Annotated in this window: 17 protein-coding genes; 13 read left to right on the top strand and 4 right to left on the bottom strand. The window is 63.2% G+C overall.

All coding sequences use genetic code 11. The features are described from left to right. The first annotated feature begins 10 nt into the window (after window positions 1-10). Window positions 11-661 (top strand): transcriptional regulator GfcR, encoded by a 651-nt coding sequence (gfcR, locus tag BM348_RS04860; protein ID WP_092902527.1) that lies wholly within the window; start codon window positions 11-13, stop codon window positions 659-661. Window positions 662-746: 85 nt separating this feature from the next. Here the strand turns inward: gfcR and BM348_RS04855 are convergent, their stop codons facing one another. Further along, a complete protein-coding gene (locus BM348_RS04855) occupies window positions 747-1,709 on the bottom strand; it encodes a transcription initiation factor IIB (RefSeq protein ID WP_092902525.1) in 963 nt (320 codons plus the stop codon). 159 nt (window positions 1,710-1,868) lie between these two features. Here BM348_RS04855 and rnhA point away from each other — a divergent pair, with 159 nt between their 5' ends. Both rnhA and BM348_RS04845 read left to right on the top strand, forming a co-directional pair. Next, window positions 1,869-2,462 (top strand): ribonuclease HI, encoded by a 594-nt coding sequence (gene rnhA / locus BM348_RS04850; RefSeq protein WP_092902523.1) that lies wholly within the window; start codon window positions 1,869-1,871, stop codon window positions 2,460-2,462. Window positions 2,463-2,552: 90 nt separating this feature from the next. After that, window positions 2,553-3,215, top strand: a complete 663-nt coding sequence (locus BM348_RS04845; RefSeq protein WP_092902521.1) for a DUF7108 family protein — start codon at window positions 2,553-2,555, stop codon at window positions 3,213-3,215. 54 nt (window positions 3,216-3,269) lie between these two features. Here BM348_RS04845 and BM348_RS04840 read toward each other — a convergent pair whose 3' ends face one another. Next, window positions 3,270-3,629 carry a PadR family transcriptional regulator gene (locus tag BM348_RS04840; protein WP_092902519.1) on the bottom strand — a complete coding sequence of 120 codons (360 nt, stop codon included), beginning with the start codon at window positions 3,627-3,629 and terminating at the stop codon, window positions 3,270-3,272. A 200-nt stretch (window positions 3,630-3,829) separates the two neighbouring features. On the opposite strand from BM348_RS04840, the gene BM348_RS04835 reads away from it, so the two are divergent. From BM348_RS04835 to BM348_RS04795, 10 genes are all read left to right on the top strand, one after another. Further along, window positions 3,830-4,363 carry an inorganic diphosphatase gene (locus tag BM348_RS04835; RefSeq protein WP_092902517.1) on the top strand — a complete coding sequence of 178 codons (534 nt, stop codon included), beginning with the start codon at window positions 3,830-3,832 and terminating at the stop codon, window positions 4,361-4,363. A gap of 228 nt (window positions 4,364-4,591) precedes the next feature. After that, window positions 4,592-4,714, top strand: coding sequence for a hypothetical protein (locus BM348_RS22155; RefSeq protein ID WP_281244665.1), 123 nt, complete (start codon window positions 4,592-4,594; stop codon window positions 4,712-4,714). 155 nt (window positions 4,715-4,869) lie between these two features. Next, window positions 4,870-6,213, top strand: a complete 1,344-nt coding sequence (locus tag BM348_RS04830; RefSeq protein WP_092902515.1) for an alkaline phosphatase family protein — start codon at window positions 4,870-4,872, stop codon at window positions 6,211-6,213. 69 nt (window positions 6,214-6,282) lie between these two features. Continuing rightward, the gene (locus BM348_RS04825) at window positions 6,283-6,771 is read left to right on the top strand and encodes a DUF371 domain-containing protein (RefSeq protein ID WP_092902513.1); all 489 of its coding nucleotides are present in this window, start codon (window positions 6,283-6,285) and stop codon (window positions 6,769-6,771) included. Window positions 6,772-6,860: 89 nt separating this feature from the next. Beyond that, on the top strand, window positions 6,861-7,688 hold the full coding sequence (locus tag BM348_RS04820) for an endonuclease III domain-containing protein (protein ID WP_092902511.1): 828 nt from the start codon (window positions 6,861-6,863) through the stop codon (window positions 7,686-7,688). A 69-nt stretch (window positions 7,689-7,757) separates the two neighbouring features. After that, entirely contained in the window at window positions 7,758-8,483 is a 726-nt protein-coding gene (gene bluB / locus BM348_RS04815; RefSeq protein ID WP_092902509.1) for a 5,6-dimethylbenzimidazole synthase, read from the top strand. 176 nt (window positions 8,484-8,659) lie between these two features. After that, window positions 8,660-9,802 (top strand): ABC transporter substrate-binding protein, encoded by a 1,143-nt coding sequence (locus tag BM348_RS04810; protein WP_092902507.1) that lies wholly within the window; start codon window positions 8,660-8,662, stop codon window positions 9,800-9,802. A gap of 5 nt (window positions 9,803-9,807) precedes the next feature. Further along, a complete protein-coding gene (locus tag BM348_RS04805) occupies window positions 9,808-10,944 on the top strand; it encodes an ABC transporter ATP-binding protein (protein WP_092902505.1) in 1,137 nt (378 codons plus the stop codon). A 2-nt stretch (window positions 10,945-10,946) separates the two neighbouring features. Next, entirely contained in the window at window positions 10,947-11,870 is a 924-nt protein-coding gene (locus tag BM348_RS04800) for an ABC transporter permease (RefSeq protein WP_092902503.1), read from the top strand. Further along, window positions 11,863-12,666: an ABC transporter permease gene (locus BM348_RS04795; RefSeq protein ID WP_092902501.1), complete on the top strand. Its 804-nt coding sequence runs from the start codon at window positions 11,863-11,865 to the stop codon at window positions 12,664-12,666. Before BM348_RS04800 ends, BM348_RS04795 begins: the two co-directional genes overlap by 8 nt. 299 nt (window positions 12,667-12,965) lie before the next feature. Here BM348_RS04795 and BM348_RS04785 read toward each other — a convergent pair whose 3' ends face one another. Both BM348_RS04785 and BM348_RS04775 read right to left on the bottom strand, forming a co-directional pair. Beyond that, window positions 12,966-13,928 (bottom strand): DMT family transporter, encoded by a 963-nt coding sequence (locus tag BM348_RS04785; RefSeq protein WP_092902497.1) that lies wholly within the window; start codon window positions 13,926-13,928, stop codon window positions 12,966-12,968. Window positions 13,929-14,142: 214 nt separating this feature from the next. Then, window positions 14,143-16,077 carry a beta-CASP ribonuclease aCPSF1 gene (locus BM348_RS04775; RefSeq protein ID WP_092902493.1) on the bottom strand — a complete coding sequence of 645 codons (1,935 nt, stop codon included), beginning with the start codon at window positions 16,075-16,077 and terminating at the stop codon, window positions 14,143-14,145. Between the last annotated feature and the right edge of the window lie 167 nt (window positions 16,078-16,244).

The raw sequence follows: 16,244 nt of genomic DNA, 5'->3' as shown, positions 1-16,244 counted from the left end.
CAACCCACATATGAAAAACGTCGACGACCTCATCGAGAGCGCATCGGAGCTCGCGACGCGCGGGCTGTCGAAGGGCGAAATCGCGGACGAACTGAACGTCTCCCGGGAAACCGCAAGCTGGCTCGTCGAGCGAAGCGATACGACGCCTCAGCCGACGGGTACGGAACAATCAAACGGACCGACAGGAAACGGACCGCAGGACATCCACGTCGACTGGTCCGCGATCGGCCGCGACAGCGGGCGCATGGAATCGATCGCGTCCGCGATGGCCGACCTCCTCGCGAAGCACGGCGAAGACGTCGACCTCACGATCGGGATCGAGAAGGCCGGCGGCCCGATCGCGACGCTGGTCGCTCGAGAGCTCGAGACCGACCTCGCGACCTACACGCCCGCGAAACACCAGTGGGAGGAAGGCGATCTGGACGAACTCGGCGGGATGTTCTCCCGGAACTTCGCGACGATTCGCGATCGGGAGTGCTACATCGTCGACGACACCATCACGAGCGGGACGACGATGCGCGAGACCATCGAGGCGATCCGCGCCGACGGCGGCGACCCGCTGGCGTGTGTCGTCCTCGCCGACAAACAGGGCGTCGAGGAGATCGACGGCGTCCCGGTCTACTCGCTGTTGCAGGTCATCAGCGTCGGCAAAGACGACTGATCGGACGAGTAGCGGGCCGGCGACCGAAACGACGCTGTTGCTGGGTGACGATCGGCGACTCGCGGAAAAATACGGAGTGAGCGGTTTACCCGTGGATCCCCATCGCTTCGATCTGTTCCTGATAGCGGTTCCGGATGGTGACTTCCGTGACCTGCGCGACGTCTGCGACTTCGCGCTGGGTCTTTTTCTCGTTACAGAGCAGCGAGGCAGCGTAGATCGCGGCCGCGGCGTAGCCGGTCGGTGATTTGCCCGAGAGAAGCCCTTCTTCGGCCGTCTTCTCGATGATTTCGTTGGCTTTGGTCTGGACCTCTTCGGAGAGTTCGAGTTCGGAACAGAACCGGGGGACGTACTTTTTCGGGTCGACGGGTCGCATCTCGAGGCCGAGTTCCTGCGAGATGTACCGATACGTTCGACCGATTTCTTTGCGTTCGACGCGTGAGACTTCCGAAATTTCCTCGAGACTGCGCGGAATGCCCTCCTTTCGGCAGGCGGCATACAGCGCAGATGTCGCGACGCCCTCGATGGAGCGCCCGCGAATGAGGTCTTCTTTGAGCGCGCGGCGGTAGATGACCGACGCGACCTCGCGCACGGATCGCGGCACGCCGAGTGCCGAGGCCATGCGGTCGATCTCGCTGAGCGCGAACTGGAGGTTGCGTTCGCCGGCGTCTTTGGTACGGATGCGCTCTTGCCATTTCCGCAGTCGGTGCATCTGACTGCGCTTTTTCGACGAAATAGAACGTCCGTAGGCGTCCTTGTCTTTCCAGTCGATCGTCGTCGTCAGTCCCTTGTTGTGCATCGTCTGGGTCGTCGGCGCGCCGACGCGGGACTTCTGTTGCCGTTCCTGGTGGTTGAACGCCCGCCACTCAGGGCCGGGATCGATCTTTTCCTCTTCCACGACGAGCCCACAGTCTTGACAGATGAGCTCACCCCGGTCGGAATCCTTCACGAGATTATCCGATTCACACTCGGGGCAGGCACGTACCCCTTCTTGTTCCTCGGTCTCGTCCGTCTCACGTGTTCGCTCCCGCTGGCGGGTGGACCGTGTCATCGCACTTTTATAGTAGTATCACGGACGTATATAAATCCTTGGTAAGGGTTTTTTCTCTTTGAGCCAAAGTGCCGATTTCCGTCCCGAGACGTACTGACAGACGGAGTTTGTCGCTCAAAACCAGAAAGACTTTATTCGGATCCGGCCGAATTCGCACGAATGCCGGTTATCGAGTGCGACGTCGATCGAGCCCGCGAACGGCTCGAGGACGCGGGCGTCACCGTCGAATCGGGAAACACGGACCACGAGCGCTGGCGGGCGAGCCGCGGCGACGCGACGGGGATCGCCTACGACGACAAAGTCGTCGTCCAGGGATCGAACCCGCAGGACCTCGAGGCGCTACTGCGCGAGGGCGGCGGTCGCGCGCACCTCTACTTCGACGGCGGGGCGCGCGGCAATCCGGGCCCCGCGGGAATCGGGTGGGTGATCGTTACGAGCGACGGCATCGTCGCCGAGGGCAGCGACACGATCGGGCGCGCGACGAACAATCAGGCCGAGTACGAGGCGCTCATCGCGGCGCTCGAGGCCGCACGCGATTACCAGTACGACGAGGTCCACGTCCGCGGGGACTCCGAACTTATCGTCAAGCAAGTCCGGGGCGAGTACGACACGAACAACCCGGAACTCAGAGAGCGTCGCGTGACCGCACTCGAGTTGCTCACGGGCTTCGGGGAGTGGACCATCGAGCACGTCCCTCGAGAGGCCAACGAACGCGCTGACGAGCTCGCGAACGAGGCGCTCGACGAGGCCTGAACGCTCGCGTCCGCCGCCGAAACGAACCCATGAAGGCGCGCCGGGAACGCACGACTGAAAAGCCGCCCGCTCCTCTTCTCGAGTATCCACATGCCCACACCGAACGAAGAGTCGACCACCGGGCCCGACGCCGAGAGCGCCGGAGACGAAGCCGAGCCGACTTCCCGAGAGACGACCGAAGAGGCCGGGGAATCGCTCCCGAGAGAAGTGATCGACGACGCGGAACGACTCACCAGACTCGAGCGAAACGCCGTCGACGACGAGGAAGCGGCCGCCTACGAAGCCGAGCGCGAGACGCTGCTCGAGGACCACGAGTACACTGCGCGGGTCAGAACGGAAGACGACGACGTGCTCGTACTCCACCCCCAAGAGTGGCACGACGAGGACGCGGGCGTCATCAGAACGGACCGGATCGACGATCTCGAGCGCGCCGTCGAAATTCCGCTCGAGGGCGCTGGCGATCCGGACGACTGGGAGGCAGTCGATGTGGCGAATCGCGAACTCGTCGATGACGTCCGAACCGCTCACGGTGAGGTTCATGGCGACAACGCCGCTCTCCTCGCGGATTTCATGGGTAACCACTACGCGAAGCCGATCGAGTCGGCGACGGCCGCGGAGCTCTCGGAGTTCCGCACGGAGTACGTCGTAAGAAATGCGTGGCCGTCCGACGAGCAACGAGACGCGCTCGAGCGCTCGATCGAACTCGTCTTCGAGACGGCCGGCGAACCGGTGCCCGAATACCGGTCCGAGTGATCGTCGTCAGTTCGTCGTCGACGCGGTACCGACGAGATCGTCGCGTTGCGTGTTTCAGTAGCTATCTTCGACGATGTCGGAGATCTCGTCCGCGCGGTCGTCGCCCGTGACGACCTTCGAGAGCGTCCAGCTGATACCGTCGAGGACGGCGTCGTAGCCGTCGTCGGTCAGCGAGTACTCGTTCGTTCGCTTGTCGAGTTCACTCTTCTCGACGAGTCCGAGTTCGACGAGTTCGTCGAGGTTCGGGTAGAGTCGCCCGTGGTTGACTTCGGTTCCGTAGTAGTCCTCGAGTTCCCGCTTGATCGCCAGGCCGTACATCGGCTCTTTGGCGAGGATGATGAGGATGTTGTTCTGGAACGCGGTCATTTCGCGCGCAATACCTTCTTCGCCCGTGACTGCTTGTGCCTCTGACATAGATTTGTAAATGTCACCAGACTATTTAAGACTTGCCAACTATTCGTCCAATGATTACAGCCAAACAGTCTCGCAGCGTGCTGTCGACCGTTTCATGGTCGTTTCGTCGGCTCACCTTACTAATTCGTCTGGTGGCCATCGGATATAGGTTCCAGTTCGATTACGAAAGTACTTTTTGATCGTCCATGAATCGTTTCGGTATGGTAAATCTCTGGGAAGACATAGAAACCGGACCGAACGCACCCGAAGAGATCTACGCCGTCGTCGAGTGTCTCAAGGGCGAGCGCAACAAGTACGAGTACGACAAGGACGTGCCGGGCGTCGTCCTCGATCGCGTTCTCCACTCGAACGTTCACTACCCGTCCGATTACGGCTTTATTCCCCAGTCGTACTACGACGACGAGGACCCCTTCGACGTGCTCGTTCTCGTCGAGGATCAGACCTTCCCCGGCTGCGTCATCGAAGCGCGCCCCGTCGCCCTGATGAAAATGGACGACGACGGCGAGCAGGACGACAAGGTCATCGCCGTCCCCTCCGAGGATCCCCGATACGACCACATCGAAGACCTCGAGGACATTCCACAGCAGCAACTCGACGAAATCGACGAGTTCTTCGCGACCTACAAGAACTTAGAGGAAGGCAAGGAAGTCGAGACGCAGGGCTGGGAGGACAAACAGGCCGCCTACGACGCGATCGAGCACGCACAGGATCTCTACGAGGAGAACTTCGCCTGAGCGTCGAGGGTCGAACTGACTGACCGGTTTTTTCGCTGGACACACAGTCGGTACACAGAGTTCCCGGTAGCTGCGAAGATTCGCAGTGGTGCGGAGATTCACAGAGGTGGAGCGATTCGCGGCGGTTAACAGAACTGCGGCGATTCACGGTGGTAATCAACGCGCAGACTCGCATGCGTTATGAGCATGGGTAATTTTATTGGTCGCGGGAGCGTTGATTCACACGTTATGGCAGCAAAAGAGTCCCCCGTTGGATACCGGCGTTCAGACCCCGACGAACCCGAGATCGGCGTCGGGATGGCGCATCCGACGATCGTTCCGACGAACTTCGAACCGGACGACGCCGAGTAACGCGGGGCTCGCCGATCTCGAGCAGTCATCGCTCGGACACGGTCGAGCGACCGGCGATTCTCGGATCGCTCCGTCGGCCGTGACCGACGTCGGTCGTTCTCGAAAACAGTGTCTGGAAACGAAGGTTCTTGTATCCGCTCGGACTACCATCCCGCATGGGTCTGTTTGACCGGTTACGGGGCGATGGAAGCCCTCGAGTCGCGTTTATCGGAGTTGATGGTGTCCCGTACAGTCTTCTCAGGGATAACGAGGATCGCTTTCCGAACTTCGCGGCGATCGCGTCGGATGGGACTGCAAGCGAAATATCGAGCATCGTACCGCCGGAATCCAGCGCCTGCTGGCCCTCGTTGACGACCGGGATGAACCCCGGTGAGACGGGCGTCTACGGCTTTCAGGACCGAGAGGTCGGCACCTACGACACGTACGTTCCGATGGGCAACGAAGTGCAGGCCACCCGAATCTGGGATCGGGTACAGGAGGAGGGACGAAACGCGACGGTGATGAACGTGCCGGTCACGTTCCCGCCCCAGCGAAACGTCCAGCGGATGGTTTCTGGCTTTCTCTCACCCGGCCTCGAGAAGGCGGCCTATCCCGACGACGTTCGGGACACTCTCGAGGGATACGAGTACCGGATCGACGTCAACCCGAAACTCGGCCACCAGGAGGACAAAAGCGAGTTCATCGAGGACGCCCACGCGACCGTCGACGCGCGCTACGAGGCGTTCAAACACTACATCGAGGAAGACGACTGGGACCTCTTTTTCGGCGTCTTCATGACGACCGACCGGGTCAACCACTTCCTGTTCAAAGACTACGAGCGCGACGGCGAGTTCCGCGAGGAGTTCCTCGAGTTCTACGAGAAGGTCGACGACTACATCGGCGAGCTACGCGAGGCGCTGCCCGAAGACGTCACGCTCATCGTCGCCTCCGATCACGGCTTCACCAGCCTCGATCACGAGGTCCACTTCAACGAGTGGCTTCGGGAGAACGACTGGCTCTCCTTCCGGACCGACGAGCCGGAGGAACTCGACGACATCGCCGACGAGACCAAAGCCTACTCGTTCATTCCGGGTCGGTTCTACATCAACCTCGAGGGGCGAGAGCCCCGCGGGTCGGTTCCCAAATCCGAGTACGACGCGGTTCGCGACGAGCTCAAGGCCGAACTCGAGGAACTCGAGGGGCCCGAGGGCCGCACGGTGGTCGACCGCGTCGTCGAGAAGGAAGCCGCTTTCCGCGGCGACCACGACGAAATCGCGCCCGATCTGGTCGCGATTCCGTCGAACGGCTTCGACCTCAAGTCCGGCTTCAAGGCCGATTCGGAGGTGTTTACAACGGGACCGCGAAACGGGATGCACAGCTTCGACGACACGTCGCTGTACGTCGACGACCCCGACGTGACGATCGACGACGCCGACCTCTACGACATCGCGCCGACGATCCTCGATCTGATGGAGATCGAGTACAGCCGCGGCGAGTTCGACGGCGCGAGCCTCGTATAAACTGGTCCACCGCTCGAGAACCGGACGCACGATCGATTCCATTTTCAGCGCGAGGCGGCGAACGTAGCTATGAGCGATCCGACGACGAGTGAGGACGGTAAACGGCGAGGCGATACCGACGGACGAGAGCGCGCCCTCGAGGAGATCATCCACGCCCGCGGCCACGAGAACGTCAGCGCCGAGCACGCGAGCACGTTCGAGATCTCGACGGACGACTTTCTGACCCCCGCGGGCGACTGTATTCTCGCGATCGAAGCCGACCGCGCGCCCGCGGATTTCGACCCGGAGTTCGTCGCCGCCTGCCAGCGCCCCGACGCGACGATCACGGTCACGCTCGAGGCGGCCGGCCACCGAGACTCGGTTCAGGGTCGCGGCGACCCGGCCCTCGAGTTCTCGAGCGAGCGCAGCGCGGTAGGCCGAACGAGCGAGTACGTCGACGAGCGGACCATCGCGCTCGAGGCGGAACACGCCGCGGAGGGATTCGACCGGGATCTCGTCGAGGCGCTGGCCGCGGGTGCGGACGTAACCGCGACGATTACCGTATCCGTGAACGATTGAGCGCGACTGAGCGTTAGAAGCGGTGGAGGGAGATGGACCTTGAGGGAGCTATCCAGTGATGTTTTGCCCGCTCGAGCGTACCTGCACACATGAGCGAAGATCCGGAACCGTCGCGCAACATAAGCGGCGGTCTCGAGGGCGGTGGCGTTGCGGCGGAGTTCGACCCGGCGACGGCCCAGACGCGGGCAGAGGCGGTCGTCGACACGCTCGGCGAACTGTACTGGCAGAAGGCCTACGGCGGGCAGGATGCCTTTACCTGTCTCGTCCGCACGATTTTGAGCCAGAACACGAGCGACAAGGCCAGCCAGCCCGCACATGACGCGTTGCTCGAGCGCTACGGTGCCGACGAGTCGGGAGCGACTGACGCCGATCTGGCCGAGGCGCTCGCGAACGCGGCCCAGAGCGAACTCGCCGAGACGATCAGTTCCGCGGGGCTGTACAACCAGAAGTCGGAGACGATCGTCGATGCGGCCGAGTGGGTCCTCGAGGAGTTCGGCTCCGCGGCGGCGTTCGACGCCTTCGTCACGGACGAGCCGCCGGAAACGGTTCGCGAGACGCTGCTGTCGGTTCGCGGCGTGGGTCCGAAGACGGCCGACTGCGTGTTGCTCTTCGCGGGCGGTCGCGGCGGCGTCTTCCCGGTCGATACCCACGTCCACCGCATCGTTCGACGACTCGGAATCGCGCCGCCGGACGCGGATCACGAGGGCGTCCGCGAAATCGTCGAACGAGACGTGCCGGCGGCCAAGTGCGGCTTCGGACACACGGCGATGATCCAGTTCGGCCGCGAGTACTGCACCGCGCGAAAGCCGGCGTGTCTCGAGGATCCGGACGCGTGTCCGATGGGCGGACTGTGCGAGCAGGTTGGCGTCTATCCGGCGACCGGCGAGGTCGTCGATCCGGCCGAGACGCTCGAGTGAGTCGATGCCGATCGATGGCCGAGGGATGATTTCGACGCGGCTTTGCCAGAGCCGCGTGCTACCGAACGCATGGTCGAATTCACGGACGCCGACCGCGAGGCCGTCTACAAGGCGATCTACACTCGACGGGATATCCGACGGTTTCGGACGGATCCGATCCCGGACCCGGTTCTCGAGCGACTCGTCGACGCCGCCCACCACGCCCCGAGCGTCGGGTTCTCCCAGCCGTGGGATCTGCTCGTGATCAAATCGCAGGAGACCAAACGCGCGGTGAAATCGATCGCGGACCGCGCCATCGCGGCGGCCAGGGAGGGGTACGAGGAACCGCGCCGATCCGAGTACGCCGCCCTCAAACTCGAGGGAATCCTCGAGTCGCCGGTCAACATCTGCGTGACCTGCGATCCGACGCGCGGGGCGCCCCACGTGCTGGGTCGAAGTTCGATGAAGCGGACGGACGTCTACTCGACGTGTCTGGCCGTCCAGAACCTCTGGCTGGCCGCTCGAGCCGAAGGCGTCGGCGTGGGATGGGTGAGCGTGCTCTATCCGTACGAACTCCAGGAACTACTCGGGATCCCGCCACACGTAAAGCCGGTCGCCTATCTGTGTCTCGGCTATCCCGAGGATGGCTTCCCGGACGAGCCGGTGCTCGAGACGGAAGGGTGGCGCGAGCGACTCGATCGAGAGACGGTCGTTCACGAGGAGTGTTGGGGGCCGAGATCGCAGAACGAGGACGACCGCGAGGGAACCGCGGTATCGAGGTGCTCCGAGGGCGAGTCACCGCCCGGTAGCGAGTGACCTGGGGCGGCTCCGATCGGTATCGGGTGACCTGCGACGACTCCGAACGGTAGCGAGTGATTTGGGACGAGTCCGATCGGTAGCGAGTACTTGCGAACGGTCCGCATGGGCTCGGACGCGACCGTTTCGAACTTCACAACCGTTTTATGTTCGACTCGGATAAGGCTGGAGCACCAATGGCTGCAGACCCGACACGGGTTGCAGAGACGAGGGGAGCTGAGGCGGAATCAACAACCAAATCGACGAGTGGCGTCTCTCGTCGGGGGATGCTGGCCGGGGCCGCGGCCGGTTCGGCCGCGGGGTTGGCCGGCTGTACGCGGATCTTCGGCGACGAATCGGCGGCGTCCGGCGAGACGCTTACCGTCTGCGTCTGGAGTGGGAACTACGCAGAACGGTTCAAAGAGTCCGTCGTTCCGATGTACGAGGACGAACACGACGTGACGCTGCAGGTCGAAACCGGCTGGAACAATATCCTCGCGAACATCAGACAATCGCAGGGGAATCCGCCGTACGACGTCACCGTCACGGACGGTAACTTCTACTACCGCGGTCGCCAGGGGGGGCTCTTCGAATCGATCCGAACGGAAAACGTCCCGCACCTCGAGGAGGCCATCGATTACTACAGCGAGTTCCGCCCGACGGAATACGGCATGCCGGTCGACGGTGCGCCGTGTAACATCATCTACCGGGAGGACCTCGACTTCGAGCCGAGCGAGTGGGCCGACCTCTCCTCGAGCGCGGTCGAGAACAGCCGGGGAATCGGCATCGACACCGGCTTTTGGTGGTTCCCGGTCCACGCCGCCGCAATAGGCATGGACGATCAGGAGGCCGCTGGCGAACTCTATGACGAATCGCTCCACGACGAGGTCTTCGACGAGATCAGAAACTGGAACGTCCAGAGCTGGGCCAGCAGCGGACAGGACATCTGGCAGGCGTTCGAAAGCGGAACGATCGACGTCGCCCAGTGGTACTTCGAACAGACCGCCTACGACATCGGCGACTACGATGGGCTCACGCACACGCTGCCCGAGAAGACCACCGGCTACCTCAACCACTGGTGTGTGACCAGTGGGACCGACAAGCGAGACCGCAGCGAGGAGTTCATCGACTTCCTCATGCGGTCTGACGTCCAGACCGAGTGGTCGAAATCGAGCCCGGCGCTGTTCTGTAACGCCGACATGGAGTATGCGAACGATCTCGGCGAACAGCTGCCGACGAGCGCCGAAGAGGCACAGAACATTGCCTTCCCCGACTGGGAGCAGCTCATGGACTACTACGACGAATTCGAGTCCGAGTACGCGAGTATCCGAAACGCCTGAAGCCAATGTCAGAAATAGAACTCTCCGGACTCGAGAAGCGCTACGGTGACGAACTCGCAGTCGAAGACGTCTCCGTGACGATCGAAGACGGCGAACTGCTCTGTCTGCTGGGTCCGAGCGGCAGCGGCAAGTCGACGACGCTGCGCATGATCGCCGGCCTCACGTCACCGACCGACGGAACGGTCCACATCGGTGCGGACGACGTCACCGACCGACCGGCCTACGACCGAACCACCGCGACCGTGTTCCAGGACTGGGCGCTGTTTCCTCACAAAACGGTCCTCGAGAACGTCGCCTTCGGCCTGCGGATGCAGTCGGCCTCGAAGGACGAACGTCGGGAACGCGCCCGCGAGATGTTAGAACGCGTCGAGATGGCGGACCACGCCGACGACAACCCGACGAACCTGAGCGGCGGGCAGAAACAGCGGGTCGCGCTCGCTCGCTCGCTGGCGGTCAACCCGGACGTTCTCTTGCTCGACGAGCCGCTGTCGAACCTCGACAAGCGCCTGCGAGAGGACATGCAGATCGAACTCCGCGAGATCCACGAGGATCTCGAGAAGACGTTCGTCCACGTCACCCACGACCAGGACGAGGCGTTCACGCTGGCCGACCGGATCGGGATCATGGCCGACGGCGAACTGGTTCAGGTCGGCGACCCCCACGAGGTCTACGAGAATCCGAAGAACCGGTTCATCGAGGGCTTCCTCGGTGACACGAACTTCCTCGCGGGCGAGGTCGCACAGACGACGGACGAATCGGTCGCCGTCGAAACGGAACTCGGCCAGGAGATGATCCTTCCGAGCAACGACGGTGACGCGCTCGCGGTCGGAGAGTCCCTGACGCTATCGCTTCGTCCCGAGGTCCTCTCGATCGGCGAGAGCCCGGTGGCGACCGACGCCGAACCGGAGACCGCGACCGTCGCAGACGGGGGAACAACGAACGAGATCGTCGGAACCGTCGAGAACGCCATTTACCGCGGTTCGACGGTTCGATACTCCGTCGCGATCGAGGATAGTTCGGTGTTCGTCGAGCGAACGGTCGCCGATTCGGGGGCGTTCGACGCCGGCGACGACATTCGAATCCGCTGGGACGGCGCGGACGTGCTCGCGTTCCGCGAGGACGGTACGAGGGTCGACCTGTAACCATGTCCGGAAATTCGAACGCCGCGACGTCAGGCGTCATAGAGCGGTTCTGGAAGCCGCTCGTAGCGCGCTCGCGCTCGAAACGAGCGCTGTTGCTCATGGCCCCGCTCGTGATCTTCGAACTCCTGATCTTCGTCGCGCCGTTCCTGATCTTACTCCGGATCAGCGTCTCGGAGGCGGGCGAGCGCGGGACGGCCTACGCGGAGGGGACGTGGTCGACAGACGCCTACACGAACGTCCTCACGAGCGAGGTTCCACGGGAGGTCATCGCACACTCGTTTACGATCGGACTCGTTGCGACGGCGATCGCCGTCGTCGTCGGCCTGCTGTACGCATACGCGATTTGGCGAGCCGAGGGATTCGCCAAGTCGCTGTTGCTGTTTTCGGTCATCCTGCCGTTGCTGACGACGCTCGTCGTCAAGACCTACGCCTTCCGGCCGCTGCTCTCCCCCACCGGGACGCTCAACAATCTCCTCGAGTCGATCGGGTTGCTCTCGACGCCGCTCGAGATCGTTCCGGGCCTCGCGGGGGCGATCGTCGGACAGGTGTACATCGTCCTGCCCTACGCCGTCCTGGCGATCTACAGCGTGCTGGCGACGATGGACTGGCAGTTAGTCGAGGCCGCGCGGGATCTCGGAGCGAGCCGGCCCCGGTCGGTCCTCGAGGTGGTCGTCCCGCAGGCGATGCCGGGCATCATCGTCGCCACGGTGATATCCTTCGCCTGGAGCGTCGGCTCCTACGCCGCGCCGTTCCTGCTGGGCGACAACGTCACGTTCGCGATGCGGGTCGAGGGCCAGATTCTGCGCGACTTCCAGTGGCCGACCGCGACCGCGCTGTCGGTCGTGATGATCGCGGCGATGCTCGTGGTGATCGGCGCGATCGTCGCCGTCCTCTCGCGCTTCGGAGGTGAGATGGAGTATGCGTAGAGAAAGCCTCGAGACGGCGCTCTTCCGGGCTGGCTACCTCGCGGTGTTCGCGTTCATGCTGTTGCCCCTCGCCGTCGTCGTCGTGACCTCCTTCGGCGCTTCGGGACAGCTCACGTTCCCGCCGGCGGAGTTCTCCCTCAGCTGGTACGAATCGTTCTTCGCCCAGACTGACTGGCTGCGCGCGTTCGACAACAGCCTGCTCGTGGGTCTGGGAACGGCGGTCGTCGCGACGATACTGGGCGTGACGGCCGCGTTCGGTCAGGAGATAGACGACGGGCTGGTCGGGCGATTGCTCGCGCCGCTCGTTCTCCTGCCGATGTTGATCCCGCCGGTCATCTTCGGCGTCACGCTGCTCGTGTACTTCACCGAGTTCGACCTGCAGGGGTCGTACGTGAGTCTGATCCTCGCGCACACGCTGTGGGCGACGCCGCTCGTCTACTTCGTCATGCGCTCGGTCTTCAGCCGATTCGACTGGCAGCAGTTAGACGCGGCCCACGACCTCGGCGCCGGCCCGGTGCGTTCGTTCGTCCACGTCGTCCTGCCGAACGTGAAACACGGCATCTTCGTCGGCGCGCTGCTCGCGTTCATCGTCAGCCTCCAGGAGTTCGTGATGGCGCTTTTCCTCTCGAATCACACCACCGAGACGATCCCGGTGGTCGCCTGGAACCAGCTCAGAAACTCGCTGTCGCCGATGGTCAGCGTCGTCTCGACGTTCCTGATCCTGATCTCGCTTGGCGCGATCCTCCTCGCCGCCGCGGCGACGAACCTGAACTGGCTGTCGAAACAGCTGTCCTAATCGGCGCTCTCGGGCGTTCGACGATTTTCGGGCGTTCTGTTGTTGGGCGTTCGATCGTTTTCGAGCGTCCGTTTGCGGGCGTTCGGCTGTTCGGGGGCGTTCTATTGTTTTGGACGTTTGGCTGTTTGCGGGGTTCCGTTTCCGAGCATTCGACGATGTTCTCGCATTTCGTTCTTCGGGCGTTCCGTCACTCGCGCGTTTCCTCATCGAACGCTCGCTCTTCGCGCCGTCCTCTCGAAGCGCGGCCGGATTGACGCGATCGGCGACCGGACGATCGGCGAGAAAAGCGAGGCAACCGCCTAGGTGGCCGCAAACTGGATCAGCGCACAGCCGACGAGGATCAGCAGCGACGCCGTCCCCTTCTGAACCAGCGTGAACGGATCGAACTGCTCGGCGAGCAGTTCCGGCGTCAGTTTGCTCAACGCCAGCGAGCCCACGAAGACGAGCAACACGTCGAGTTTGGTGATCGCGGTCGCCAGCGACACCGGCCCGGTCTCGAGCGCCTGCACGAACGTCAGCAACGCGAGGGCGTTCAACAGCCCGCCGACGATCAACAGTGAGATTCCCTTCGAAAGCCGCCGGGCGAAGACGTCGTCTCTCCCGCCGGTCGGCGGGAACCGAGAGCCCTCGCGAAACGGTGCTATCGCGGCGATCGATACCAGCCCGCCGACGCTGATCCAGAAGAGGACCTCGAGCGTCCCGAACTCGGTCGTAAGAACTTTCATTCCCGTGTTGAGCACGGCGAAGGCCGCGGCGGCGGCGAGCGCGACGCCGATCGTCGACGGGCCGACGGTCCCGCGAATCGACCCGCTCCCGTGTTCGTAGGAGATGAACAGCGCGCCGAACACCACGAGCAGGACGCCCGCGTAGACCCCAGTGGGAAACGACTCCCCGAGGAGAACGAAGCCGAGAACGAGCACGAAGATCGTTTCGAGGGCCAGCGCCGGGACGAACCGGGAAACGTCGCCGCTGACGAGCCCCCAGTAGTAGATCCCGTACCCGGCGGTCGAGACGACACCGAACCCCATGGCCGTGAGCGCCGCCGACAGCGGCGTCGGATCGGTGACGGCGCTGGCCGAGAGCGTCGTCGGCTCGAGGAGCAAGCCGGCCGCGATGTAGACGGCGTAGAACGGGATACAGGAGTAGATCGTCAGCGTGATCGGATCGTCGATTTCAGTCCCGCTGACGACTTTCGCCAGGAGCGCGATCGCCGCGTAGACCAGCGCCGTCACCAGCGCGTAGGCGAACCAGGTCGGTATCACTCGTCGATCACCAGCCGTATGCAATCGCTCACGAGGGCGGTATCGCTCCGACTCGGAAAGTCGCTTGGGTTCGATCCGAGCCGCGCGCGCCGTGACCGTTCCCGTTCACTCGGCGGTTCGAATTTTACTCGCCAGTTCGAGTAGGTGGCTCGTTCACGTCGCGACTCGAGCGACCACAAAACAGTCTGTACGGAGTCGAAACGCCGGCTCGAGCCTAGAGGAACCGGAAGGTCTCGAGGTTCTTCGGCGCGAACGTGCGCATGTTGTAGTCGTGATAGAGCGCAGAGGAGAGGTCCTGCGTGGAGCGTTCGTCGCCGTGGACACAGAGGACTTTCTCCGGGCGCGGGTTCATCGTGTCGACGAAGTTCACGAGGCCCTCGCGGTCGGCGTGCCCGGAGAAGCCATCGACGGTTTCGACTTCCATGTTGAGCGAGAGCGTGCCGCGGCCGTTGCCGTCGCCCATCGCGCCGACTTCGCTGGTGGGGATCTCGTCCCAGCCGTTCTGGATGCGTCGGCCGAGCGTTCCCTGGGCCTGGTAACCGACGAAGACGAGCGACGAGTCCGGGTCCGGACCGAGGTGACTCAACCACGACATGATCGGGCCGCCGGTGACCATCCCGGAGGTCGAGAGGATGATACAAGAGTCGCCGTCGGCGACGTCCTGGCGCTCTTCCTCGCCGCCGTCGATGTGGTTGAACTCGTCGGCCAAGAAGGGGTTCTCGTCGTCGTGGAAGATCCGATCGCGGAGGTCGTCGCGCAGGTACTCGGGATAGGTCGTGTGAATCGCCGTCGCCTCCCAGATCATCCCGTCGAGGTGGACCGGCATCCGCGGAATCTCGCCGTCTCGCATTGCCTTCTCCAAGACGAGCATGATCTCCTGAGACCGGCCGACGGCGAACGCCGGGACGAGGACTTTCCCGCCGCGGTCTGCGGTCTCGTTGATGACCTCCTTGAGCTTCTCCTCGGACTCCGCCTGATCGGTCTGGTAATCGTTCCGACCGCCGTAGGTCGACTCGAGAACGAGCGTCTCGACCCGCGGGAAGTCGTTTGTCGCGCCGTTGAAAAGGCGCGTGTCGTCGTAGTGGATGTCGCCGGAGAACGCGACGTTGTAGAGGCCGTCGCCGATGTGGAAGTGACTGACCGCGGAGCCGAGAATGTGTCCCGCGTTGTGGAACGTGAGCTTGACGTCCGGCGCAATGTCCGTGACGTCGCCGTACTCGAGGGGAATACAGTGTTTGATCGCCTCGCGGACCATCTCGGATTCGTACGGCGGCGTGCGCCCTTCCTTCGTGGCGACGTCGAGGTAGTCGAGCGTGAGAAGCCCCATCAGATCGCGCGTCGGCTCGGTGCAGTAGATCGGGCCGTCGTAGCCGTACTTGAAGAGAAGCGGAATCAGCGCGGAGTGGTCGAGGTGCGCGTGCGTGAGCACGACGGCGTCGATCGTCTGCGGGCCGGCACCGAGCGCTTCGGGCGCGTGGAGGTACGGCACTTCGCCCTCGGCACCGGGTTTGTCGCCGCAGTCGATCAGGATCCGCGTCTCGGGCGTCGAGAGGATGAAGGACGCGCGGCCGACTTCGCGACAGCAGCCCAGCGTGGTGATGCGAACGTACTCGTCGTCGGACATCTCCTCGCGGTGGATCTGTCGGCCGACGCGCTCTAAGACGTCACGGCGCTCGTCGCGTTCTTGCTTGAGGAAGTTCCGAACGTTCGAGACCGTCGAGGACTCGATCGGCGGCGTGCGGACGACTTCGGGCGTCCAGCCGACGTTTTTCGTGATGTCTCGAAGCGTCGAGCCGTGGCGGCCGATCACCATGCCCGGCTTCTGGGCCTCGATGACGACCTCGCCGGTGTCTGCGTGGAAATCGAGGTCCGTCACCCCAGCCTCTTCAGGGATGACGTTCATGATCTGCTCGCGCGCCTCCTCGGGTCTCGAGAGAACGCTCGGATCGGGCCGGACGGTGATCCGTTTTCGAAGCTTGCTCGCCAGTTGCCGGATCAGGTCGCCCTTCTGGGCGAACTTCTTCGGGTCGCGCGTGTAGACCACCAGTTCGGGGCCTTCGTATTTCACCGAGGAGATCGAGATATCTGCCGGTAACTCGCTCGTGATCTGTTCTTCCAAATCGTCGAGTTGCTGCTCTACAGTGCTCATAATCGCCGAATGTGGATTTCGTGAACGTCCCGTCGATCGTGGAGTCTGGAACGTCCCACGGAAAGCGGGGAGTCAGGGCGGTGTCGTATCCGAGAGTACCGCTCGTGTCGAATCCGTCGATGGCATCGAGAGACGACCCCAAACGGGGGCGTTTTCGTCGCATCTCA

The sequence above is a fragment of the Halostagnicola kamekurae genome, from assembly GCF_900116205.1.
Classification (GTDB): Archaea; Halobacteriota; Halobacteria; order Halobacteriales; family Natrialbaceae; genus Halostagnicola; species Halostagnicola kamekurae.
The sequence above is the reverse complement of the archived record's forward strand: the minus strand, read 5'-3'. Positions and strand labels throughout refer to the sequence as shown.